Raw genomic sequence first — 22,463 nt, forward strand, 5'->3', positions numbered from 1 at the left:
TCAAGGCTTCTCGACGGTGACGCGGGTGGTGGCGACCGCCGCCCCGCCCAGCGCACGAGGCTGAGTGGAAGGCGCCGGGGTGGCCGCCTGCATCGAGCGGTCCGGCGCCTGGATGTGCATGCTGGTTTCGGTGCCGGTGGGGAACTCCATGTCCGACGGGCTCTGGTACGGCAGGTTGCGCACGATGCGCGGGGTGATGGAGAGCACCAGTTCCGACTTGCCGACGGTGTCCTTGTTGCTGCCGAACAGCCGGCCCAGGCCGGGGATGTCGCCCAGGCCCGGGATCTTGTTGCCGGTGGCGCCGTGGTCGTTGCGCACCAGCCCGGCGAGGATCTGCGTCTCGCCGTCGTGCAGGCGCAGCGAGGTCTGGGCGTTGCGGGTGTCGACCTGCACCGGGATCGTGCCCTGGCGGGTCGGCTCCAGCGGCGTGGCGTTGCTGACCTCCAGCGCGATCTTGATCGCCACTTCGTTGTTCAGGTGCACGGTGGGCTGCACTTCAAGCTTCAGGCCGACGTCGAGGTAGGTGACGCTCTCGGTGATCACCGGTCCCTGGGTCGAGGGCACCGAGGTGGCGCTGATGATCGGCACCCGCTGGCCGATGTGGATGCGTGCCTGCTCACGGTTGCTGACGCGGATCACAGGGCTGGCCAGGGTGTTGATGTCGTTGTCCTGGGCGTTGATCTTGGCCTGGGGCGACGGCGCGATGGAGATGCGGTCGGAATTGATGCCCTTGAGCTGGCCCAGCAGGGTCACCGGCGAGCCGTCGCTGTTGACCACGCCGAAGGTGCTCGGCCATTGCAGGCCCAGGTCGAGGATGCGCTGGCGGGCGACTTCCATCACCTCCACCTCCAGCACCACTTCGGGGTTGGACTGGTCCTGGGACTGCAAGAGTTTCTCGGCCATGCGCACCGCGTCTTCGGTGTCGCGCATGGTCAGGGTGTTGAGGCGCTCGTCGACGAACACGTCGCGGGTCTTGAGCATGGTCTTGATCATGTTCAGCGCGGTGTTGGCGTCGATGCTGGTCAGGTAGAACGTGCGCATCACCAGCTCCTGGTAATCCTTGAGCTTCTGCGGCGAGTCCGGGTAGATCAGCAAGGTGTTTTCGTTCACCACTTTCTGGTGCAGCTGGTTCTGTTGCAGCAGCAGTTGCACGGCGTCTTCGATGCGCACGTCACGCACGAAGATCGTGGCCTTCAGGTCCGGGCGCAGGTCCTTGTCGAAGATGAAGTTCAGGCCGGCGACCTGGGACAGCACCTCGAACACGGTCTTGAGGTTGGCTTCGCGAAATTCCAGGGTCACCGGCCGGTCGAGCCGGGTGCGCAGCTGCGGGTACTGCACGACGTTGCGGCTCTGTACCAGGCGGATGTTGCCTTGCAGCTCCAGCGCGCCTTCGTTGGTGGGGTCGAGTTCGAGGATCTGCTTGACCTGCCGGTCGGCGCCGTAGATGTCGCCCCGGCGCAGGTCGCCGCGGGCCAGTTCGAGTTTCTCGTCCATGCTGCGCAGGTAGTCGAGCTGGCGCAGGGCGTCCTGGGCGCGGCGGTTGTTCGGCTCGATGGTCAGCACCCGGTTGTAGGCGGTGCGGGCTGAGGCGAAGTCCCGCCGCGAACGGTCGGTGTCGCCGGAGGTCAGCAGCGCGGTGATGGCCTTGGCCCGGCCGCTGTTGAGCGCCAGATGCAGCTCGGTGTCGCGGGGGTTCTCCCGCAGGCCTTCCTCGATCCGGGCCAGGCCCGCCTCGTACTGGCCCTGGTCGATCAGGTCGGCGGCCTCCTTGTTGGCCACCTGGGCCGAGCTGCACGCGGCCAGCCCGGCGCACAGGCCCAGGCTCATCAGCAAACGGGATCTGTTCATTGCGTACTCCCCACAGACAAGGTCTGCGACAAATGCAAAGGCAGGTAGACCAGGCTCAGTTCCAGGTCGGAAATGCCGGTGATCTTCCAGGTGTCGTCGATCACATCGCCGTTGCGCACGACGTAGATCTTCTCGCCGTCCTGCAGGAACACCTGCAGGTCGCTGCGGTCATGCAGCCGGCCGACGAACTGGAACGGCACCGGCGGCAGGCTCGGGGATTGCACCGCCGTGGCCGGGTTGACGGGTTGCTCGGTGACCGTGGCCAGGGTCGGCGCAGGCTTCCACGACTGGGCGGCGAACAGGTCGCCGGCCGGCCCCAGGTCCTTGATCGGCGCGGCGTCGGCCTTCGCGCCACCGGCGGTCGGCGCGCCCCGGCCAGCAGTCTTGGCCGGGGTGGCCACCGCGAGGTCGGCCGACTCGCCGTCTTCGCCCGGGCCGAAGTATTCCGGCAGCCAGGCCAGCGCCGCCGCCACGCCGAAGAACGCCACCCACCCGACGATGCGTTTGGTGTCCATCACGACCTCGACAGGTAAAGGGTCAAACGGATCCGGCCGGTGAGGTCGGTGTCGGCGATCTTCTTGCGCTGGAACTCGACGTCCTCCACCACCACCGCCGGCAACTGGCCGAGCAAGGCATGCAGGAAACGGCGCAGCTGCGGATAGCTGCCGCGCACCGGCAGCAGGATCTGGTAGCGCGCCAGATGGGTCTTGGGATCGACGCCCAGGGCGTATTCGCCGCGGGCCAGGGTGATGCGCTCCTGGGCCGCCAGGGCGTAGATGCGGTCGATGGCGACGGTGGCCTGGGGCTGGGCCGGCAACTTGTTGCGAAAGTCGTCGAGCTGGCGCTGCGGCACCACCGGCGGCGCGATGCTGCCGTCCTCGACCTTGGCCAGGTACTCGGTGGCCTCCTCGGTCTGGCGGCTCAACTGTTGCAGCGAGTGCCAGCCCGGCAGCAGGCCGCCCAGGGCCCAGGCCAGCGCCACCAGCAGCAGGGCCAACCCGGCCAGGCCCGGCACGCCGAGGCCTTGCAGGTATTCGTGGACGATCAGTCTAGGGATTCGCATCGCCCATCTCCCAGGTCGCCGACAGGTTGAACTGCACCGGGTGCTCCGGCGATTTCACGACGATTTCGTGGCTCAGCAGCGACACGTCCGACAGCTCGTCGCTGGCCTCCAGACGTTTGTGGAAATCGAGCATCGCCTGCAGGTCCCGGGCCTCGGCGCTGATGCGCACCTGGCCCTTGCGTGCGTCCGGGGTCAGGCTGAGCAAGGCGATGTCGCCCCGGGGCATGGCTTCGAGCATGGCGAACAGGCGTTCCCACGGGCGGCGCAGCTGCTGCGACACCTTGCGCATCTCGGCCAGGTTCTGCGCCTGTTCGCGGGTCTCGGCCGGGGTCAGGCTGGCCTTCACGCCGCTGTCGCCGGTGAGCTTGCGCTGGGTGTGCTGCAAATGGCCTTGCTGTTGTTCGGCCTGGGCGCCGAGGTGCTGCTGCACGCCGAAGCACACCAGCGCCAGCAGCGCGCCGCCGCCCAGCAGGCTCCAGCCCAACGGGCCGGAACGGGGACGGGGCTGGAAATCCAGATTCAGGGCGCGCATGTCAGGCCACCGCCCGGGACATGACGTACAAGCCGTCACGCACGGTCATCGAGTCGTCTTCGAGGGTGCGCACCTGCACCCCGTCGATCTGCGGCTGCGCATCGAGGCGCGCCGGGGCGTGCAGGTAGACGTTGAACGGACGCTCGCTGGCGCTGGCCTGCAATTGCCGCTCGCGGCCCACCAGCGCGGCCAGCGCCGCATCGCTGTCGCTGCCGCCCACCGAACGCACCGCCGTCCAGCGCCCTTCCCGGGCCAGCAGCAACACGCTGCGCTGCGGTTCGGCGACCACGAACAAGAAATCGCCGGCGTCGAGGCTGCGGTCGAAGCGGTTGAACGCCGTCATCAGGTACGGCTGCACCGAACGCAGGCGCAAGCCACGCCCGGCGACCAGTGCACGCAGACGCTCCAGCAAGTCCTGCGGCAAGGCGCTGGCGATGCGGTCGTGGCCCGCAGGCTCGGCGGACAGCACCAGGCTCCAGGGTTGGGTCGGCGCGCCGAACAGGTCTTCGAAGCACAGCTGGGCGAAGCCGCGCAGTTCCTCGGGGGTGCAGATCTGCTCGCTCCACGGCACCAGGCAGAAACGGCTGAAGTGCCCGGAGACCACCACGCACAGCTCGGCGCCGGCCTTGGCGTGTTCGCCGAGCAGGCGGTCGAGGGTGTCCAGCGCCACCGCGTAGCTCTGGAAGCCTTCGTCGATGTAGCCGACGCTGCCCAGCCACAGGGTCTCGCTGCCCCGCCGCTGCCCCAGGCCCACACCGCTGGCGCCGAGCACGGCGACAAAACGCTCACGCGATAAAAGTGACACGATTGATCTCCTCCAGCGTAGTGCGGCCGTGTTCCACCAGTTCCAGCGCCGATTCGCGCAGCAGGCGCAGACCGCGCTCGCAGGCCAGGGCCTTGATCCGGGTGATGGGTTGGCGTTCGACGATCATCTGCCGCAGCTCGTCGTCCAGGTGCAGCAGTTCGGCGATCGCCGTGCGCCCGCGGTAGCCACTGCCCCGGCAATGGCCGCAGCCCTTGCCGTGGACGAAGCGGTAATGGCCGACCTTGTGCGGGTCGAGGCCCGAGGCGCGCAGCTCTTCTTCGCTGGGTGTCACCGGCGCGCCGCAGCTCGTGCACACCAGGCGGATCAGGCGCTGGGCCAGCACCGCGTTGAGCGCCGAGACCAGGCTGTAGGGGTCGATCTCCATCTGGGTGAAGCGGCCGATCACATCGAACACGTTGTTGGCGTGGATGGTGGTGAACACCAGGTGCCCGGTGAGCGCCGACTGCACGGCGATCTGCGCGGTGTCCGGGTCGCGGATCTCGCCGACCATGATCTTGTCCGGGTCGTGGCGCAGGATCGACCGCAGGCCGCGGGCGAAGGTCAGGCCCTTCTTCTCGTTGACCGGGATCTGCAGCACGCCCGGCAACTGATATTCCACCGGGTCTTCGATGGTGATGATCTTGTCCACCCCGTGGTTGATCTCGGTGATCATCGCGTAGAGGGTGGTGGTCTTGCCGCTGCCGGTGGGGCCGGTCACCAGCACCATGCCGTAGGGTTCGGCGGCCAGCCTTCGCAGTTGGCGCAGGGTCTCGTCCTCGAAGCCCAGGGCCTGCAGCTGCACGCCGCAGACCTTGTCGGCCAGGTCCTGCTTGTCCAGCACCCGCAGCACGGCGTCCTCACCGAAGATGCTCGGCATGATCGACACCCGGAAGTCGATCTGCCGGCCGCTGATGCCGATCTTGAAGCGACCGTCCTGGGGCACGCGCTTCTCGCCGATGTCCAGTTCGGCCATGACCTTGACCCGGGAAATCACTTGCTCGGCGAACTCGGTGCCCTGGATCTTGCTGATGTTGTTGAGCACGCCGTCGATCCGGTACTTGATCACCAGCCCGTTGCCGGTGGTGCCGAGGTGGATGTCGCTGGCGTGCATTTTCAGCGCGTCGTAGAGGGTCGAGTTGACCAGTTTCACCACCACGCTGGCGTCTTCGCTGATGCTGGTCAGGGACAGGCTCTGCAAGGTGTCGGTCTGGGTGCCGGCGTCGGCCTGGGCGTTGAGCGACTCCACGGCGTGGAAGCTTTCTTCGTGGCGGGCCAGGTAGGCGCTCAGGTCGTCGGCGTGCACCAGGTACAGCGGCGCGCCGTGCAGGCATTCGTCGATCCAGGCCAGGCGCGCGCTGTCGAAGGGGTCGGCGAACACGCCGATGACCTCGTCGCGGTGGCGCAGCAGGATGAATTCACGTTTGAGGCATTGCGCGAGGGTGACCCGGTCGAACACCGGGACGGCCGAAAACAGGCTGTCGGTGTCGAGCACCGGATAATGCAGGGTGGCGCCGAGGCTGGCGATGAACGGCATGGGCGCCAGTTCGCTGAGGCCGGCCAGGGCGTCGAGCATCCGTTCCCCGGAGCCGGCGGCCCGTGCCCGGGCCTGGGCCAGTTGCTCAGCGGTGAAGCGTGCCGGGGCCTGCGCTTGCGGCACCGGCTCGGCCAACGGCGGTTCGACGACAACGGACAGACGATCCATGGCTTGCTCTCCAACGCCCGGGGCCGGGGGCCCAGTCGGCGCGGCAGGCCATTGCGGCGGGTGCCGGAACGTCTGATCGCGCCACTACTCCCCGGTGAGCATTTGGTCGTCATCCGGTGCCAGGGCGTCCGACTTGCTTCGTCGGCGATCCGCCAGCACCCAACTGCCATCGAACAACTGCAACGGGAAGCTCTCGGTCTTGCTCTGGCGTCGTTCGACGAACCCTTGCGAAGGGCTCGCACCGGGTCTCGCGCTGCGCTCGATCCCCAGCAGGTCACAGATCGCCCGCGCCAGTTCCGCCAACGGGAACGGCTTGAACAGGATGTGGCTGACTCCCAGTTGCCGCGCCCGCTCACAGACTTCAGCGGTCGGGTGACCCGTTATCAGCACGAAATGACACGTCCTGTTCCGGCGGACGGCGTCGAGCACCTCAAAGCCTTCCATATCGGGCAAGCGGTAATCGAACACCATCACATCGGGGGCGAAGGTCTCGGCCTGGCCGATCCCGTCCGCGCCGTCATGTGCAATCCGGACGTCCAGCCCCTGCGTCGACAGGTAAACCTGAAGGTTTTCCGCCAACTGCTGTTCGTCTTCGACAACCAGTACTTTGTTAACCAAGGTGGACTCCTTGAAACCGCAGGTCCGGCAGTGGAAACCTCGGGCCGGGCCTGGTGGAGTGCGCCTCGCCAGAGGTAACGCACACTTCATGCCAGGCCGGGTGCCGGTCATTTTCTGTTTTCATGTCCTTGAATTGAATGGAAATGCCCGCTCGTCCCGGTACCCCGTTCCCCAGAAACGGGGAAGCACCTGAATGGGCATCGAAGCCATTCCCCACTATTGGGGGGGAACCTTCAGTCGTCGTCAATGCGTTCGATCCTGTTCTGCGCCCGCAATTGCGCGAGCGCCTGACGACGAGCCTGGGTCTGTCGCTGTCGGGCAAGGTAGGCCCTGACCGTTTCCAGCCCTTGCTCCTCTGGGACATCGGCCGCCTCCTTGTGGTTCTCGACGATGATCAAATGCCAGCCGAACGGTGTGCGCACCGCTTGGCTGAGTTCCCCGGGCCTCAAGGCAAACGCCGCCGCCTCGAACGCCGGCGCCATCTGCCCGCGGGCGAAGTAGCCCAACTGTCCGCCTTGGCTGGCCGTGGCATCTTGCGAGCCCTTTTGCGCGACGCTGGCGAAGCTTTCGCCCCGCACCACCGCCTCGCGCATCTGCATCAAGCGTAGACGCGCCGCCTCGACCGTGGCGGAATCGGCCTCCCGCGCCACCTTCACCAGAATGTGCCGGGCCTGCACCTGCTCCGGCGTGCCCATCTCGGCGCGGTGCTCCTCGAAGAAGGCGCGCACCTCTTGCTCGGCTGGATCGTCAGTGCGGGTCAGTTCGGCGAACATCCGTTGGGCCGCCAGTTCGCGGCGGGTGTACTCGGTGAACGAGGCCTCGTCGAAGCCGGCCTCTTGCAGGCGCCGGGAGAATTTCTCCGTGCCGCCGATGGCCTGACGGGTCTGCTCGACCTGCTGGCGCACGGTTTGCTCATCGACCTGCACCCCGCGCTTGCGCGACTCCTGCCACAGCAGTTCCTTGTCGATCAGCATCTGCAACGCCGCTTGCCGCAACTGTCTGTACGCCTTGGGATTGCGGATGCTCGCCACGGCGCGGCCCTGGTCTTCCAGGTATTCGGTGAAGTAGCGCTCCAGGCGGAATTCGGAAATGGCCTCGCCGTTGACCCGCGCGGCCACCGGTTCCTGACTGGCGAACGCCGCCGGGAGCCAGCCTGCGAACAGCAACAGCATCGTCTTGAGCTTCATGATCCATCGCTCCGGTCAGGGTGTGTCGACAACAGGTCTGTAGGGCGCCACCAAGTAAAAGCGCTGGTCGGGCAAATCGATCGTCACCACATGGGCCCCGCTCAGCCCCAACCGGCGTCCGGGGCCGAAGCTGATGCGCGGGGTCAGGCCGGTGTCGAAGTCGTGCAGGCCTTCCAGCGCCGCCACCAGTTTTTCGCGGCTGGCGTCGCGCCCGGCCTGCTTCATGCCTTCGCTGAACAGCAGCATCGAGGCGTAGGCGCCCACTTGCAGCACCGCGTGCTGGGCGCCGAGGCCCTGATGCTCGCGCAGCAAGGTCAGCGCCAGGCGCCCGGCCTGGGTCCAGTCGCTGGGCACGAACGGATAGGCCAGAAACACCCGCCGCGAGAAACCGTCCGGCACCTGCAACAGGTCCCCGGCCACCTGGCTCGACGCGGCGAACAGGTACGGCACCTGCCCGGCCTTCTGCAGCCCGTTCGCCAAGCGGCTGAACCCGCCGCCGCTGCCCAGGTAGAACACCGAACGCGAGCCCAGCGGCACCGTGCCGGCGGCCGCGTCGTAGGCCTGCACCTGCACCTTCTGCCAGCCGTGGTTCTGCAGGTAGCGACCCAGGGCCTGGGCCGCCTGCGCCTGGCCCGGGTCGTCGGGATAGGCGATCAGCGTCGGCCCTTGCAGCACCCGCAGGCTGGCCGTGGCGTAGTCGGCCAGCGCGATCAGCTGCTCACGCAGGCCCGGCAACGGTTCGAAGATCTGCGGGCTCGACGGCATCGGGCCTTGCAGCGACAGCGGCCCGATCAGCGGCAGGCCGGCCTGTTCCAGGCGCGGCGCCAGTTCGCTGTCCAGCGCAGGCGCCAGCGGCGCGATCAGGGCGAACACGTGCTCGTCGTCGATCAGCCGTTGCAGGGCCTGTTCGGCGCTGGCCCGGTCGGGGCCGGGGTCGGCCACGGTCAGACGCAACTGCCGGCCATGGATGCCGCCCGCCTCGTTGATCCGCGCCACGCTGCCGTTGAGCACCGCCGCCACCGTCGCGCCCTCTTCGGCCAGCGGGCCCTGGCTGGGCAACAGGGTGCCCAGGTGCAGGGTGTCCGCCTCCAGCCCCGGGTCGCGCTCGTCGGCCAGGCGCTTGAGGTACGCGGTGAGGTTGCGCTGATCCTTCATCGACAACAGGAAGCGCGGCATGCTCGCATCCAGCCGATGGTTGCCGGGGTCGCGGCCCTGCTGGATCGCCCGCGCCAGGCTGGCGTCATCGTAGGCCGGATAGCGGCGGCCGTTGACCTGCTGGCCGTAGGCGCTGGTCAGCCGCGCCCAGTTCAGCTCCGGCGGGCGCACCCCGCCCTCGGGCCGGCCGAGGCCGTCGGCGCCGTGGCAGTTGGCGCACGGCAGGCTGGTGGCCGGCAGCAGCACATCCGCCGCGCCGACCCGCGCCATGATCGGCTCGCCGCTGGCCGACAGGCCTTCGCGGTACAGGCGCTTGCCGGCGCTTTCCTCGTCGGTCAGCGACAGCGCGCCCGCGCCCAGGCTGGTTCCGGTGAGCAGAACCAAGACAAGCATGCGGAGGATCGCGACTGGAAATCCTGCGGGAGCGGTTTTCATGGCCAGGCCTCAGCGTCCGGCCACGGGCATCGTCAGCAGCTGCAAGCGCTGCGCGATGGCCGCTGCGGGGGCGTCGGGGCGGATCTTGCTCCAGCGCTTGTTGGCCACATCGCCGACGATCAACTGGGTGGAGTGCTGCTCCGGGGTCGGCACGATCTGGCCGATGCGGCCGAGCACCAGATCCATCTGCGCCTTGTCGCCGGTGAGAAAAAGCCAGTGAGGGTCATCGGCGCCCTGCTTCAAGGTGTAAGCCTTGAGCACCGCCGGCGTATCGCGCAGCGGGTCACTGGTAAGGGAAATGAAGGTGACGCCGTCGGCCTTGTCGCCCAGCAGCTCGCGCACTTCCTTGAGCTTGCGGGTGATCAGCGGGCAGGCGTCGTTACAGCTGGTGAAGATGACGTTGAGCAGCACCACGCGGTTCTGCAGGGCGTCGCTGTAGAAGCGCTGGGTCTGGCCGTGCTGGTCGGTCAGCAGGGTGTCGGTGAACCAGGTCTTCGCGTCGTGGGTGCCTTTGGCCGGGGCGGCGCTGGCCGTGGCGGGGGCTGGCTGCACATGGCCCTCGTGGGCGAACGCCACCAGGCTGAAGATCCAGAAGCACACGGTCAGGGTGATCCAGTCGAGGGTTCTCATGGCTGTTGCTCCATGGCGATGGCCGTGTGTTTGGCGTGGGTGCGCAGGCCGCTGAGTTTCTCCACTTCCTTGGCCAGCAGGGCCGGATCGGTGAAGCCGTAGTAACGCATCCAGTGGCGGCTGTTGCCGTCGCCGACGAGGATCAGCGGCTGATGGTTCTTGAAGTCACCGCTGAAACTGCCCAGGCCCTTGAGGGTGGCGTCGATGGACCGGGGCGAGCCGGTCAGCCAGCTCCAGCCCGGCCCCCGCTGGAAGGTGCGGGCGTATTCCTGCAGGCGCTTGGGGTCGTCGCGCTGCGGATCGATGCTGATCGACACCAACTGCACTTCGCCGCCGACCCGGGCGCCGAGCTGCTTCTGCACCTTGCCCATGATCGACGAGACCACCGGGCAGACCGTGGTGCAACTGGTGTAGATGAAACTCATGACCACGATCTTGTTGTGCACCAGGTCCTGTTCCAGGTGCACGGTCTTGCCGTTCTGGTCCACCAGGGGCACGTCGGCGAACTTGACCTGGGCGTGTTCCTGGGCGCTGGCGGCGGGTGCCTTGTGGCCGGCGTGCTCGTCCGTCGAATGGGCGCTGGCCGGGTGGATGCCGACGCTCAGCAGGCACAGGGTGAGCAGGCTGCGGGATGCGAATCGCTTCATGGTGGCGTCCTCGTCACTGAGTCTTGCCGGGCAGCACCCGGACACTGGCAAAGGTCTTGTCGTCGAAGCCGGCGCCCAGCGAGGCGGCGCGCACATGCAGGTACCACGCGCCGCTGCGGTCGAGGGTCACGGGGGCTTCGTAGATCCCGTCGGCGACTTCCAGCGCCGCCACCGTGCGGGGGCGCGAAGTGGGTGCGAGGAAGTAGCGCAGCTGCACGTCCTTCACCCCGGCGCGTGCGGCGTTCTGCTTGCCCTGCACGATGCGAAAGCGCACCTCGTAGGGGTCGTTGAGCGCCACGGCGGTCTTGTCCAGCAGGAACTCGACCTTGGGCGTTCCGGCGTGCCGGGATTGAGCGCTGTCCGGCTCCACCTGCGCGGTGAAGCAATGAATGAGGTTCGGCTGGTTGAGCAGGAACGCCACGTCGAAGCGCCCGGCCGCCGGCAGCTTGACCCGCGCGCTGTACAGCCCCGGCGACACCTCGCGCAGGCTACGGTCGACGACCAGCGCGGCCCGGGCCGACTGGCCCCGGTTGGGGTAGCCGGACATCGGCGCGTTCATGCCTTCGGCGTAGAAATAGGTGGTGTTGTCCACCGGGTTGACCACGAACACCGCGTTGTCGTCCCGCGCCACCGCCAGGCTCGACGCCAGCGGCAGATCCCCGGCCAGCCGCGGCGGCTGGGGACCTGCCTCGAACCCTTGGCTGATCGGCTGGCGCCCTTCGCCCAGGGACGCCAGGTTGATCATCGTGACCTTCGGCGACGCCAGGCCGCGCACGTAGGCGAAGGCCCGGGTGAACACCACTTGATAGGGTTCGGCGGACACCTCCAGGTCATGGATCGCCGCGTCGTTGGCGGCGTCGATCACTGTGGCGCGGTTTTCCACGGTGTTGAGCACCACACCGAAGCGGCCGTCGGCGCCGAAGCCCATCGGGCCCAGGCCCTGCTGCAGTTTGATCACCCGCCGCACCGCATGGCTGGCGCTGTCGATCACGGTCACGGTGCCGTCCTTGCCGTCGGCCACGTACACCGCGCCGGACAGCGGCGAATAGGCCACCGACAGCGGACTGGCGCCGGTCTTGACCTGCTTGAGCAGGCTGAGGCTGGCGACGTCGATGACGCTCAGAGTGCCGTCGTCGCGGTTGCTGACGAACGCGAAGCGGCTGTCCTTGCTGAAGGCGATTTCGTGGTGGCCGCGGCCGGTCGCCAGGTGTTTGAGCGGTTTGAGGCTTTGGGTGTCGATCACCGTGACGCCGGACTCATCGGCCTTGGCCGCGTTGTTGCCGACCCACAGCAGACGCTCGTCCGGCTGCAGCGCCACCCGCACCGGCTGGCGGCCGGCGGCGACGGAACCGCTCACCTTGAAGCGCTCGCTGTCGATCACCGCCACCTGTCCCGCCGCCGGCATCGACACGAACACCTGCTTGTTGTCCTTCGGCGTGACCCAGTCCATCGGCGGCCCGGCCAGTTCGATCCGCGCCAGGGTGCTGGTGATGCCGCCCACCGACACCGACGGGTCGACCACGGCGAGGCTGGCGTCGCGGTTCATCACCAGCACGAAATAGCTGTTGAGGTCGAGCAGCGGCCGTGCGCCGATGTTCGACTTGAGGAACACCCCGACCCGCGACTTGCAGCTGCGGTCGCGGCCCTGGGCCTGGTCGGCGGCGACGGCCTGCGGATCGATCCACGCCCCCGGCGCCACGCCGGACAGCGGCTGGCCGGAGGCGGCGTCGGTGATGCGGAACTGCACGTCGGCGAACTCGCCTTCTTGCAGTGTGCCGTCCTCGGCGAGCGGCCGGAGCGCGAAGTCCACCTTCACCCCGTCCCGGGCCAGGGTCTGCACCTCGTCGGCCTGCGCCAGCGCACCGGCGAGCGCCAGCATCCACGCACTGATTCTGATGATCCAGCTCATACCGCACTCCCTCCGCCTCATGGCCAAACCCAACCGCCTGCACACCGCCCTGCCCCTACAGAGAATCCCCTCGCACACCGCCGCCCCCCTGTGGGAGCGAGCCTGCTCGCGATGGCGCCAGTTGCCGCACCATCCAGATCCGCGTCGTGCCCATCGCGAGCAGGCTCGCTCCTACAGAAGAGCCACCTGCCCACCGCCGCACCCTGTGGGAGCGGGCTTGCCCGCGATGGCGCCAGTTGCCGCACCATCCAGATCCGCGTCGTGCCCATCGCGAGCAGGCTCGCTCCTACAGAAAAGCCACCTGCCCACCGCCGCACCCTGTGGGAGCGGGCTTGCCCGCGATGGCGCCAGTTGCCGCACCATCCAGATCCGCGTCGTGCCCTTCGCGAGCAGGCTCGCTCCTACAGAAGAGCCACCTGTGCGGCGCCGCTATTGCCCTGCGGGCGCCGGCTCGGGCTCGTTGGTCACCCGCAGCAGGCCCCACAGCCCGGCGGTGTTGCCGAACGAGGCGTTGTCGCGGAACAGGTAATCCCCCGGTATCGCGTTGCTGCCCCCGGCGCTCGGCAGCATGAAGCTGAAGTGCGCCGCCGGCAGCACGCTCTCGCGGGCGCCGATGTACATCGACATCGGGTTGTAGCCGAACTTCACCGAACCCACGCCAGGCGCGTTCATCGGGTAGCCGCCGACATCGCTCTTCTCCGACAGGAACGGGTTGACCGACCACAGGTGCCCGTCGAGCTGGAAGGTCGAGCCGCGGCTGCCGCCGGTGGGCATCAGGATGTGGGTACGGAACGGCTGCCCCGGTTTGGCGTAGAACACCGGCGTCTGCGGATCGCCGCCCACCAGCGCGTTGCTGTAGGCCATGTGCGCGTTCGGCACGTCGCCGTAGCCATGGCCGTCGGCGCGGCCGAACGGTGCGTCCGGCGCCAGCCCGAAGCGGTACCACATCGGTTCGGCCTTGTAGTTGATGGCCATGCCGGCGTTGTCCTTCGGATCGTTCGGCACGCCCAGGCCTTCGGAGGCGATGCCTTCCACCGGCCGGCCGTTGGCCCAGCGCAGGTTGAGGGCGCGCTGCCAGACCATGGCGAAGTCGCGGTAGGCCGTCTGCCCCGCCACCGTCACCGTGGCCGCCGCTTTGCGGGCGTCCTCGACCCAGGTGGCGCCCATCGGCAGCACGCTCATCGCCCCGCCCAAGCCTTTCTGCGGCTGCTTGATCACGTCCGCCGGGGTGAAGTTGAGGCCGCCGAACTCCACCGCCGTGGCGTTGATGTTGTCGACGTTGCGCCCCAGCTGCGTCACCGGTTTGCCTTCGCGCTCCAGGTGCCCGGCGTAGTACTGATAGGTACGGGTCGGGTACGCGCCGCTGTTGCCGATGCGCGGCGGCACGGTCTGGATCGGGTTGGCGCCGACGTTCACGCCGTCCGACTTGGTGATGTCGTAGGCCAGCAGTTGCGCATGCAGGCCCACATGGCTGGACGGCCGCAGCAGGTTGTTGTTGAACGTGGTCGAGCCGTCGCCGCCGTTGCGGTCACGCTTGGCCAGGCCTTGCAGGATGGCGGTCTGGGCCAGGTCCGGCATGACGCTGGGCAGGCGGTTCTCCAGGGTGATGTTGATGCAGTCGCCGGCCGCCGCCCGCAGCACCAGCGGCTCCACAGGCACGCCGGGCTTGAGCTTGCCGGTGGCCGGGTCGAGGTCGGACTTGCGCACGTAGAGGATCGCGGTCGGGTCATGGATCGGCCCGCTCTGTCCGCCGATCGTGATCGTCTCGCCGTCCTCGGGGTCGGTCACCGTCACCTGCGGAATGCTCACCGGCCGCGAGTTGAACACCAACGTGCCGCCGGCCGGGTTCAGCGGCCCGCCGACATGCTGGCCGAGCCCGGCCGGATCGCCGATGGCCAGCACCAGCGGGTTGCGCAGGATGTCGTTGGCCAGCGCCGCGACCACTTCATAGTTGCGCTGCACGGTGGGCCGGGTGCCGATGCCGTTGGGGTTGGCGCTGATCCGCGGGCAGGTGCCGTCGAACGCCACGGTGTTGCGCATGCCGGTGGGCTTGGAGTTGTTCGGCAGCGCGAACAGGTCGTTGCGCTGGGCGGTGTAGTTGCGCATCACGCCCCAGATGCCGTTCCAGTAGCCTTCGATCGAGGCGTCCATCGAGTACAGGTAGTCCCCGGTGGTGGCGGCGGAACTGGAGAGCATCGACACCGGCGCAATGAAGCCCATCTGCTCGGAGATCCCGACCATCTGCGAGGCGCGCCAGCCGGAGTTCGAGCTGTTGCCGAACCCGGAACCGCTCTGCAGCCACTTCACGCCGTGCAGGGTGACGTTGTGCTCTTCCTCATGGCCGCCGGCGTGCACCCGCAGCCGCACGTTGTCGCCGGTGTAGGTGCGCAGCATCGGCGTGAACGGATCGCCGGGCTCGGCGCCGCCCTTGTTGATGTGCGGCGGGAACAGCGTGGTGCCGCCGGTGGGCCCGGTGGCGGAGGCGATCTGGTTCGGCGCCAGGTTCATCGCCGGGATCGCCCGGTCGGTGCGGCTCTGCATGGCGTAGGCCAGGTCGCCGCCCAGGCCGTCGGCCTGCATGCCGCGCTTGCCGTCGGGGCCGACCTTGTTCGGGTCGAACACCCGCAGGGCCAGCGGCTCGTTGCGGTAGTTGACGACGAACATGCCGGGGTCATCCACCGAGATCGCCTGCGGGCACGGCCGGCTCGGGCAGCCGGGCTTGATCCCGCCGCGGGCCTCGACCACCGCTTCGAGCAGGTTGCCGGCGTTGTTGCGCACCGGCGGGTTGATCGCGAAGCGGAAGCTGTCGGCGGTGGCCGGGAACGCCTGCGCATCGGGAATCCCGTTGGGACCGGCGCCCACGTACACGCCGGCTTCATAGGCGTGCTGGAAGTCGCTGTACTCCAGGAAGAACTCGCGGAAGCTGTCGTTGAGGCCGTCGCCGTCGAGGTCGCCGGTGTTGATCACCGCTTGCCACGAGGTCGGCCCGCCGTCCTGCCGCGCCCCGCTGTACAGCGGCTCGCCGGTCTCGGCGTGGAACCAGGTGGAACCGGCAGGCTCGGCCAGCACGGTGGCGTACAGGCCGATCTGCTGATGGGTCGACGGGCCGAGGTGGTCGTGGGTGAAGATCGTGCCCAGGCCGCGGTCCACGCCTTTGGTGTTCACCACCGGGTCGACGAACCAGCGCTGCATCGCCGTGCGCGCGCCCAGCCAGTCGCTGCGCCCGTATTGGCCGAAGAACGGATGCGCACGGGCCTTCGGACAGGCCGGCGTGCCGTCGCGCGGGTCGCTGCCTTCGCAGCCGTTGAAGGCGCGGATGGCGTGCACGCGCTCCTGCACGGCGCCGGGGGAAAGCACCCCGTCCTCATAGTTCCAGCCGTTGGAGGAACCGTCGGCGGCGGTCAGGTCCCACTTGGGCAGGTGGATGTGCTGGCCGATCACGTCGGTGGGGGTGCGCACCTGATAGTCGTCCATCTCATAGACGGCCGGCACCAGGTTGGTCTGCTGGTACTGCACGCAGTCGAAGGTGTTCATGCGCATCACCAGCGGCTCCGGCGGACGCTGCTTGGTGATCACCGGCCACGCGTCCTCCCACAGCGCCAGGATGCGCGCCTGCGGGAAGTGGTAGCCGACCTTGTTGTACACCGCGTCGAACTGGATGTTGGCGGCCTTGTAGACCCGCGGACGGTCGGCGGTGAAGGTCGACGAGCCGACGAACGACAACCCGTCGAGGCGCTCGCCGCTGGCGAACTCACCGCTGCCGGCGCTGCTGGTCAGGCGCTTCTGGCGGTCGTCCATGCACGGCTCGTAGTACGGCGCACCGGCCACCGGCAGGGCGCCGTTGGTGCGGAAGGCCTTGGCCACCACCTGGTTGCCGGGCAGCAAGGCAAAGCTTGGGTGATCCTTTTTCGCGTGGAAGGCCATGGCGGCCTGCTCGACCTCGGTGCCCTCCTCCGGCAGATAGATCGGCTTGGCCCGCACCACTTCCTTGGAGAAGTCCAGCGAAGTGGTCACCGTGTGCGCCTCGCCGCCTGCGGATTTGCCGTCCAGCGCATGGCGCGGCAGGCCGCCGTCCCAGCCGCCCGACTGGTTCGGGTCGAGGTTGGCCCACAGCGCCTTGCCGCTGGCCTTGAGCGCCTGCGCGGAGGCGGCGTCGAGCATGTCCAGCGGCGGGGTCGGCGGACGCTGGCCCACCGAACTTTCCATGCCGCCGATCCAGAACGGATAACCGGGGTTCTTCAGGCTGCCGTCGGCGTTGCGGTTGGCCTCGCTGCGGTCCACCAGGGCCAGCGACCCGACCGCTTGGCCTGCTGCGGTGCCGCCGTGGTGCCCGTCTCCGTCGTCATCCTCTTCTTCGTCATCTTCATCGTCATCGTCGTGGCCGGCGACCAGGGTCTCACTGATCTTCGGCACCACCACGACCTTGCCGGGCATCGGCGCCATGGCCTTGCCGGGCAGCGGCACCACCGCCGGGATCGGCGTGCCGGCGATGATCTCGCCGTCGGGCAACGCCCGCGCCCCGGCCGCCGGCTTGCCGCTGCGCAGCGCATAAGGTTCGCTGTGGAAACCGTCGGCGCCCTGCTGCGACACTTCAAGCCGGGTGCCTTCCTCGAATACATCGTGCACCCGCCACATGGCCCACATGCCTTGGGCAAAGTGCGGATAGAAATGGCAGTGGAAGATCGCGTCCCCGGCCACCCGGTTACGGTTGCCCGAGCCGCCGTTGGCGATTTCGTAGGTGTAGCCGGCGCCCGGGCCGATGCCTTGGGCATCGACGTAGTCGGAGTTGTCGTCGTTGGGGTTGAACAGCCACTGGTGGCCGTGCAGGTGGAAGATGTGGTGCTCGTAACCGTTGTGGGTGTTGCGGAACTTGACGAAGTCCCCGATGTAGCTGTGGTTGACGTTCGACGGCTCCGACGGGTACAGCGCCATGGTCGCCTTCACGCCCACCTGATCGGCGCGCGGGGTCTGGCCGGGGGCGATGTTCTCAAGGCCGGCGTTGGCCGGCACGTCCACCAGCATCGCCACGTCGCCCACGGTGTGCGAGCTCAGGAAGAACTCTTCATAGGCGCACGACAGGCAATCGTGCATCGGCCCCACGCCCAGGCGGTTGGCGATGACTTCCGCGCCCATGCCGCCGGCCCCGTAGTTGATCATGAACGAGTCGCGGGTCGGCTCCAGCACATGGCCCATCACCGGATCCGCGAAGTACGCCGGGAAGGCCTGGGTGACGGCGGTCTCGTCCTGGAACTGCGCGGCGAAATCGCGGAACGGCTCCAGCCGGTTGGGCAGCGCCGGGTTGCGCTTGCCCATCGACTCCAGCGGATAGGTGACCGCCGGGAAGCTGCCGTCGGGGTTGCTGCCCATGACGATGGCGTCGCTTTCGCTGGAGATGATTTCGCTGCCGTCGACCATGGCGATGATCGGCGCCCCGGCTTTGCCTTCGCGCAGCCAGGGTTCGCGCTGCGGGTAGCGGGCCTGGTAGTCGACGACGGGGTGGCCGGCCGGCGTGCGGCCGGTGCTGGCCAGGCGCATCTCTTCTTCGGTGACGGTGTTGCGGTAGGTGCGGCCGCCCTTGGGCACGACCACCACCTGGGCGAACAGGCCGTTGGCGTTGTTGCCGGCCGCCCCTTCGCCGCCGAAGGTCGCGCCGCGGCTGCTGACGTCGAAGGCCCCTTCGCGCTCGGCGAACAGGGTGTAGGAACGGCTCGCGCCGGGGGCGACCAGGCTGTTGCCGTTGCGGCCGGTGAACGAGGCGATGTCGTCGATGCCGTTCACCGCCTGCAAACCGTTGACCTGGAACCCGACATGCCGGTCGGCCACCTGCTCGTCGGCCTTGAAGGCCTCGCCGGCGTTGGCGTTCTCCAATGCCTCTTCGCCCTCGTCCTCACCGCCCTCGGCGGAGTGGTGGTTCGGGTTGGCCTGGTACGCCAGCAGGTTCTGCAGGTTGACGGTCAGGCAATCCCCCGCCGCCACCCGCAGCACCAGCGGCCGCGGACGCTTGTCGGGCCGCAGCGAGACCTTGCCCGGCACCGCCGCGCCGCCCTGGGCCAGGGACACGTTGCGGTCGTCGACCACGTCCCGGCGCAGGGCGAACATCATGCCGTTGACGTTCTGCGCCCCAAGGCGGTTGAACATCAGCGGCTGATCGAACGCGACCACGTTGGCCACCAGGTTGCGCTCGCAGCGCACCGCCGCGCCGGCCAGTTCGACGCTGAGCATCGAGGCCAGCAACAGCAGCCAGTTCAACAGGGACGGAGCGTGGTGGATGCCTACCATGATCACAGACCTCGCAGTGGGTGCTCGCAGGGAATGATTCTCGACAAAGCCTTGGGAGCAATCCGCGTGCCACAAAAAATTGGTTTGTTTCTCAAGCACTTGCCGCAACGACTTGAAGAACCGGGGAATATTCCCCACCCGTTTCCCCGGTTTTCCGGGCCTCGCCCGTTGCCCCGAAGTTGGGGAAAGGCCGGTGCGCCGGCCTACAGCGGCGCATCGTCTGCCAGCCCCTGAAGACGCCGGTACTGACGCAGGACGCTGGGCACGTAACGCTGGGTCTCGGCGAACGGCGGGATCACCCGGCCGCGACTGAGCACCGCGTCGGGCCCCGCGTTGTACGCGGCCACGGCGAGGGCGATGTCGTTGTCGAACAGGGTCATCAGGCGCTTGAGGTAACGGGCGCCGCCCTGGATGTTGGCCTTGGGGTCGTAGACATCCTTCACCCCCAGCTCCCGCGCGGTGTCGGGCATCAACTGCATCAGCCCGCCCGCGCCCTTGGGCGAGGTGGCGCCGGGGTTGTAGTTCGATTCGGCGTTGATCACCGCGTGCAGCAACGCTTCGGGCAGGTGATTGGCCGTGGCCGCCGCCGACACCAGTTCCGCGTAGGGCTGGGCAGCGATCATCTGCGGCTGCCGGTCGGCGCCGGCCAGCGTGTTGCCGGGTTCGTGGATCACCCGCTCGTAAGTGCGGCCGGGGCGGTGGACGTTGGACAGCACGTAGCTGCCCTTGGCGTCCACGGAGACGAATACATCGGCGTGGGCGACAGCGGTCAGGAACAGGCCGCCGAGCAGTCCTGCGGCGAGCAATCCGGTGGCGAACGGTTTCATGGTGGGCCTCCCCGGAGCGGCGCTGAAAATTGGGGGAAATGCCCCACTCACCGGTCCTGGAACCGTCTTACGCAAGCACTGTGCCGACTTGCGCAAGGCCCGTGGCACAAGGCCCCGGCCAAAGTTCCGGGGCAAAGTTCCGGGGCTGAGCACGGCTATTGCATAAGCCTGGGGCAAGCCCTCGCAGCGACCCGGCTGCCCGCCCACGGAGGTCATCATGAAACGGTGTTTGCGTTCGTCACCGCGTGCCCAGCACGGCTTCACCCTGCTTGAACTGCTGGTGGTGCTGGTGGTGCTCGGCCTGCTGGCCGGGATCGTCGCGCCCAAGTACTTCGCCCAATTGGGCCGCTCCGAAGTGAAGGTCGCCAAGGCGCAGATCGAAGGCCTCGGCAAGGCGCTGGACCTGTACCGGCTGGAGGTCGGTCACTACCCCTCCACCGAACAAGGATTGCAGGCGCTGGTGACCGCCCCGAGCGACGAAGCGAAGTGGACCGGCCCGTACATCCAGAAAAAACTGCCGCTGGATCCGTGGGGCCGCGCCTACACCTACCGCTACCCCGGCGAAAACGCCGAGTATGACCTGCTGTCCATGGGCAAGGACGGACAGCCCGGCGGCGACGGCGAAAACGCCGAAGTCACCAACTGGCAATAAGTGGAGCGCGAACCATGCGTTTTCATCTGAAGGCGGTGGGCAAGGCCGGAGTGGTGTCGCTGAGCGTCGAGGCGCCGGGCCAGAGCGAAGCGCGGCGCATCGCCGAGGACCAGGGCCTGCGGGTGGTCAGCCTGCACGCCGAGCGGCACTGGCGGTCGTTGCGCCTGAGCCAGCGCGAGACGTTCAACCTGGTGCTGTTCAGCCAGGAGCTGACCACCCTGCTCAACGCCGGCCTGCCGCTGATCGACGCGCTGGAAAGCCTGGCGGAGAAAGAGACCGCCCCCGCCGCGCGCAAGACCCTCAGCGAGCTGGTGCGCCTGCTGTACGAAGGCAAATCCTTCTCCCAGGCGCTGGGCCAGTTGTCGGCGGTATTCCCGCCGCTGTACGTGGCGCTGGTGCAGTCCAGCGAGAAGACCGGCGCGGTGGGCGACGCGCTGGGCCGCTACGTCAGCTACCGCCAGCGCATGGACGAGGTGCGGCAGAAGATCGTCAGCGCCTCGATCTACCCGTTGCTGCTGCTGGTGGTGGGCGGCGGCGTGGTGCTGTTCCTGATGGGCTACGTGGTGCCGCGCTTCAGCCTGGTGTTCGAAGGGTTGGGCTCGAACCTGCCGTGGCTGTCGCAGATCCTGATGGGCAGCGGGATGTTCCTGCATGCGCACCAGGGCGAATTCTTCGGTGCCTTGGCGGCGCTGGTCGTGGCGCTTGCGCTGCTGCAGAAGCAGCCGGCGTTCCGCCGGGCGCTGGATCGGTGGGTGGAGCGGTTGCCTGCCGTGCACCAGCGGATCGTCATGTATGAACTGGCGCGGTTCTACCGTTCGCTTGGGATTCTGCTGCAAGGCGGGATCCCGCTGGTGACCGCCATGGGCATGGTGCGCGGCCTGCTCACCGTGGCCTCGCGCACGCGGCTGGATCAGGCCTGCGAGCGGGTGCGCGAGGGCCAGTCGCTGTCCGCCGCGCTGGAGCTCAACCGCCTGGTGACGCCCGTGTCCCTGCGCCTGCTGCGTGCCGGGGAGCAGTCCGGCAACCTGGGCCAGATGATGGAACGCAGCGCCGATTTCTACGACGAGGAGATCAGCCGCTGGATCGAATGGTTCGTGCGCCTGTTCGAACCGCTGCTCATGACGTTCATCGGCCTGCTGATCGGCGTGATCGTGATCCTGATGTACATCCCGATCTTCGAGCTGGCCTCAAGCATCCACTGACCCCGGGAACGGGTCGGACTGACGCGACAACGCACATCCACGTTCCCAACCCAGACCCACAAGACGGAGAACGATATGCACATTCAAAAGCTCATGCTCGCCATGGCCATCGGCGCGGTTCTGTCGGCCTCCACCGTATTGATCCCGGACAGCGTGTCCGGGGTGGCCAGCGTTCAGGCCAAGGACGGGGGAAGCGGTGGTGGAGGTGGTGGCGGCGGAGGTAGTGGCGGCGGCGGTGGTGGCGGTGGAAACGGCGGTGGCGGCAATGGCGGCGGAAACGGTGGCGGCCATGGCGGAAGCGGCGGCGGTGGAGGAAGCGGCGGCGGTGGAGGAAGCGGCGGCAGCGGCAACGGCGGCAGTCATGGCGGCAGCGGCAGTGGCGGCAACAGTGGCCACAGCGGCAGCGACCATGGCTCCGGCCACTCGGGCGACTCCGCCTCCTCCGGCCGCAGCGGCACCCACGCCGAACCCGGCGACGATCACGGCGTGCACCGCGCCGGTGAAGTGGGCGATGACCATGGCGTGCACCGCGCTGGCGAAGTCGGCGATGACCATGGTGTGCATCGTGCCGGTGAAGTGGGCGATGACCATGGTGTGCATCGTGCCGGTGAAGTGGGCGATGACCATGGCCTGCATGCTGCCGGAGAGCCCGGCGATGACCGTGGCGTCCACGTCGGCGGCGAACCCGGCGACGACAAACGCGCCAACTGAGCCGGCTTGACCATCGCCATCGCGGGCAAGCCCGCTCCCACAGAGTGCGCGGGGTGCATGCAGAATCTGCAGCCACCACAAAACCTGTGGGAGCTTGCCTGCAAGCGATGAGGCCGGCCCACCCAACATCACCGGTGCCTGACCCGCCGCCATCGCCAGCAGGCTGGCTCCCACACCATGCGCGGTGTGCATGCAGAATCTGCAGCCACCACAAAAACCTGTGGGAGCTTGCCTGCAAGCGATGAGGCCAGCCCATCCAAC

Annotated in this window: 17 protein-coding genes; 3 read left to right on the forward strand and 14 right to left on the reverse strand. The window is 68.0% G+C overall.

Annotation, left to right across the window (positions count from 1 at the left end; translation table 11 throughout):
- The 14 genes from CAG33_RS27615 to CAG33_RS27680 all read right to left on the reverse strand — a co-directional run bounded on the left by CAG33_RS27615 (nucleotide 1) and on the right by CAG33_RS27680 (nucleotide 19,637).
- Nucleotides 1–1,848, reverse strand: coding sequence for a secretin N-terminal domain-containing protein (locus CAG33_RS27615; protein WP_085641224.1), 1,848 nt, complete (start codon nucleotides 1,846–1,848; stop codon nucleotides 1–3).
- A complete protein-coding gene (locus CAG33_RS27620; RefSeq protein ID WP_085641226.1) occupies nucleotides 1,845–2,363 on the reverse strand; it encodes a hypothetical protein in 519 nt (172 codons plus the stop codon). Before CAG33_RS27620 ends, CAG33_RS27615 begins: the two co-directional genes overlap by 4 nt.
- Entirely contained in the window at nucleotides 2,363–2,911 is a 549-nt protein-coding gene (locus CAG33_RS27625; protein ID WP_085634114.1) for a GspMb/PilO family protein, read from the reverse strand. Before CAG33_RS27625 ends, CAG33_RS27620 begins: the two co-directional genes overlap by 1 nt.
- Nucleotides 2,898–3,443 (reverse strand): pilus assembly protein, encoded by a 546-nt coding sequence (locus CAG33_RS27630; RefSeq protein ID WP_085586862.1) that lies wholly within the window; start codon nucleotides 3,441–3,443, stop codon nucleotides 2,898–2,900. Before CAG33_RS27630 ends, CAG33_RS27625 begins: the two co-directional genes overlap by 14 nt.
- 1 nt (nucleotide 3,444) lies before the next feature.
- The gene (locus CAG33_RS27635; protein ID WP_085641228.1) at nucleotides 3,445–4,248 is read right to left on the reverse strand and encodes a hypothetical protein; all 804 of its coding nucleotides are present in this window, start codon (nucleotides 4,246–4,248) and stop codon (nucleotides 3,445–3,447) included.
- Entirely contained in the window at nucleotides 4,229–5,950 is a 1,722-nt protein-coding gene (locus tag CAG33_RS27640) for a GspE/PulE family protein (protein ID WP_085634111.1), read from the reverse strand. Before CAG33_RS27640 ends, CAG33_RS27635 begins: the two co-directional genes overlap by 20 nt.
- Nucleotides 5,951–6,034: 84 nt before the next feature.
- Nucleotides 6,035–6,568 carry a response regulator gene (locus CAG33_RS27645; RefSeq protein WP_085586859.1) on the reverse strand — a complete coding sequence of 178 codons (534 nt, stop codon included), beginning with the start codon at nucleotides 6,566–6,568 and terminating at the stop codon, nucleotides 6,035–6,037.
- Nucleotides 6,569–6,801: 233 nt separating this feature from the next.
- Nucleotides 6,802–7,755: a peptidylprolyl isomerase gene (locus CAG33_RS27650; protein ID WP_085586858.1), complete on the reverse strand. Its 954-nt coding sequence runs from the start codon at nucleotides 7,753–7,755 to the stop codon at nucleotides 6,802–6,804.
- 15 nt (nucleotides 7,756–7,770) lie between these two features.
- Complete coding sequence (locus CAG33_RS27655) at nucleotides 7,771–9,303, reverse strand: ABC transporter substrate-binding protein (RefSeq protein WP_256575604.1); 1,533 nt, start codon at nucleotides 9,301–9,303, stop codon at nucleotides 7,771–7,773.
- Nucleotides 9,304–9,354: 51 nt separating this feature from the next.
- Nucleotides 9,355–9,975 carry an SCO family protein gene (locus CAG33_RS27660; protein ID WP_085641230.1) on the reverse strand — a complete coding sequence of 207 codons (621 nt, stop codon included), beginning with the start codon at nucleotides 9,973–9,975 and terminating at the stop codon, nucleotides 9,355–9,357.
- Nucleotides 9,972–10,622, reverse strand: a complete 651-nt coding sequence (locus CAG33_RS27665; RefSeq protein WP_085586855.1) for an SCO family protein — start codon at nucleotides 10,620–10,622, stop codon at nucleotides 9,972–9,974. The genes CAG33_RS27660 and CAG33_RS27665 overlap by 4 nt, the downstream gene beginning before the upstream one ends.
- A gap of 13 nt (nucleotides 10,623–10,635) precedes the next feature.
- On the reverse strand, nucleotides 10,636–12,501 hold the full coding sequence (locus CAG33_RS27670) for a cytochrome D1 domain-containing protein (RefSeq protein WP_371857693.1): 1,866 nt from the start codon (nucleotides 12,499–12,501) through the stop codon (nucleotides 10,636–10,638).
- 459 nt (nucleotides 12,502–12,960) lie between these two features.
- A complete protein-coding gene (gene mnxG, locus CAG33_RS27675) occupies nucleotides 12,961–18,810 on the reverse strand; it encodes a manganese-oxidizing multicopper oxidase MnxG (protein WP_085641240.1) in 5,850 nt (1,949 codons plus the stop codon).
- Between the two features lie 203 nt (nucleotides 18,811–19,013).
- A complete protein-coding gene (locus CAG33_RS27680; RefSeq protein WP_085641233.1) occupies nucleotides 19,014–19,637 on the reverse strand; it encodes a lytic transglycosylase domain-containing protein in 624 nt (207 codons plus the stop codon).
- Nucleotides 19,638–19,854: 217 nt separating this feature from the next.
- Between CAG33_RS27680 and gspG the strand changes: the two genes are divergently transcribed.
- From gspG to CAG33_RS28875, 3 genes are all read left to right on the forward strand, one after another.
- Nucleotides 19,855–20,289 carry a type II secretion system major pseudopilin GspG gene (gene gspG / locus CAG33_RS27685; RefSeq protein ID WP_085586852.1) on the forward strand — a complete coding sequence of 145 codons (435 nt, stop codon included), beginning with the start codon at nucleotides 19,855–19,857 and terminating at the stop codon, nucleotides 20,287–20,289.
- A 14-nt stretch (nucleotides 20,290–20,303) separates the two neighbouring features.
- Entirely contained in the window at nucleotides 20,304–21,491 is a 1,188-nt protein-coding gene (locus CAG33_RS27690) for a type II secretion system F family protein (RefSeq protein ID WP_085586851.1), read from the forward strand.
- Between the two features lie 75 nt (nucleotides 21,492–21,566).
- Nucleotides 21,567–22,202 carry a hypothetical protein gene (locus CAG33_RS28875; protein ID WP_085641235.1) on the forward strand — a complete coding sequence of 212 codons (636 nt, stop codon included), beginning with the start codon at nucleotides 21,567–21,569 and terminating at the stop codon, nucleotides 22,200–22,202.
- The last annotated feature ends 261 nt before the right edge of the window (nucleotides 22,203–22,463 follow it).

The sequence above is a fragment of the Pseudomonas sp. B3(2017) genome (assembly GCF_002113595.1).
GTDB classification, from domain to species: domain Bacteria; phylum Pseudomonadota; class Gammaproteobacteria; order Pseudomonadales; family Pseudomonadaceae; genus Aquipseudomonas; species Aquipseudomonas ekonensis.

Coding starts and splice junctions, on each gene's coding strand:
- CAG33_RS27615 (WP_085641224.1), bottom strand. CDS start 1,848: ATGAACAGATCCCGTTTGCTGATGAGCCTGGGCCTGTGCGCCGGGCTG.
- CAG33_RS27620 (WP_085641226.1), bottom strand. CDS start 2,363: ATGGACACCAAACGCATCGTCGGGTGGGTGGCGTTCTTCGGCGTGGCG.
- CAG33_RS27625 (WP_085634114.1), bottom strand. CDS start 2,911: ATGCGAATCCCTAGACTGATCGTCCACGAATACCTGCAAGGCCTCGGC.
- CAG33_RS27630 (WP_085586862.1), bottom strand. CDS start 3,443: ATGCGCGCCCTGAATCTGGATTTCCAGCCCCGTCCCCGTTCCGGCCCG.
- CAG33_RS27640 (WP_085634111.1), bottom strand. CDS start 5,950: ATGGATCGTCTGTCCGTTGTCGTCGAACCGCCGTTGGCCGAGCCGGTG.
- CAG33_RS27650 (WP_085586858.1), bottom strand. CDS start 7,755: ATGAAGCTCAAGACGATGCTGTTGCTGTTCGCAGGCTGGCTCCCGGCG.
- CAG33_RS27655 (WP_256575604.1), bottom strand. CDS start 9,303: ATGCTTGTCTTGGTTCTGCTCACCGGAACCAGCCTGGGCGCGGGCGCG.
- CAG33_RS27660 (WP_085641230.1), bottom strand. CDS start 9,975: ATGAGAACCCTCGACTGGATCACCCTGACCGTGTGCTTCTGGATCTTC.
- CAG33_RS27665 (WP_085586855.1), bottom strand. CDS start 10,622: ATGAAGCGATTCGCATCCCGCAGCCTGCTCACCCTGTGCCTGCTGAGC.
- CAG33_RS27670 (WP_371857693.1), bottom strand. CDS start 12,501: ATGCTGGCGCTCGCCGGTGCGCTGGCGCAGGCCGACGAGGTGCAGACC.
- mnxG (WP_085641240.1), bottom strand. CDS start 18,810: ATGGTAGGCATCCACCACGCTCCGTCCCTGTTGAACTGGCTGCTGTTG.
- CAG33_RS27680 (WP_085641233.1), bottom strand. CDS start 19,637: ATGAAACCGTTCGCCACCGGATTGCTCGCCGCAGGACTGCTCGGCGGC.
- gspG (WP_085586852.1), top strand. CDS start 19,855: ATGAAACGGTGTTTGCGTTCGTCACCGCGTGCCCAGCACGGCTTCACC.
- CAG33_RS27690 (WP_085586851.1), top strand. CDS start 20,304: ATGCGTTTTCATCTGAAGGCGGTGGGCAAGGCCGGAGTGGTGTCGCTG.
- CAG33_RS28875 (WP_085641235.1), top strand. CDS start 21,567: ATGCACATTCAAAAGCTCATGCTCGCCATGGCCATCGGCGCGGTTCTG.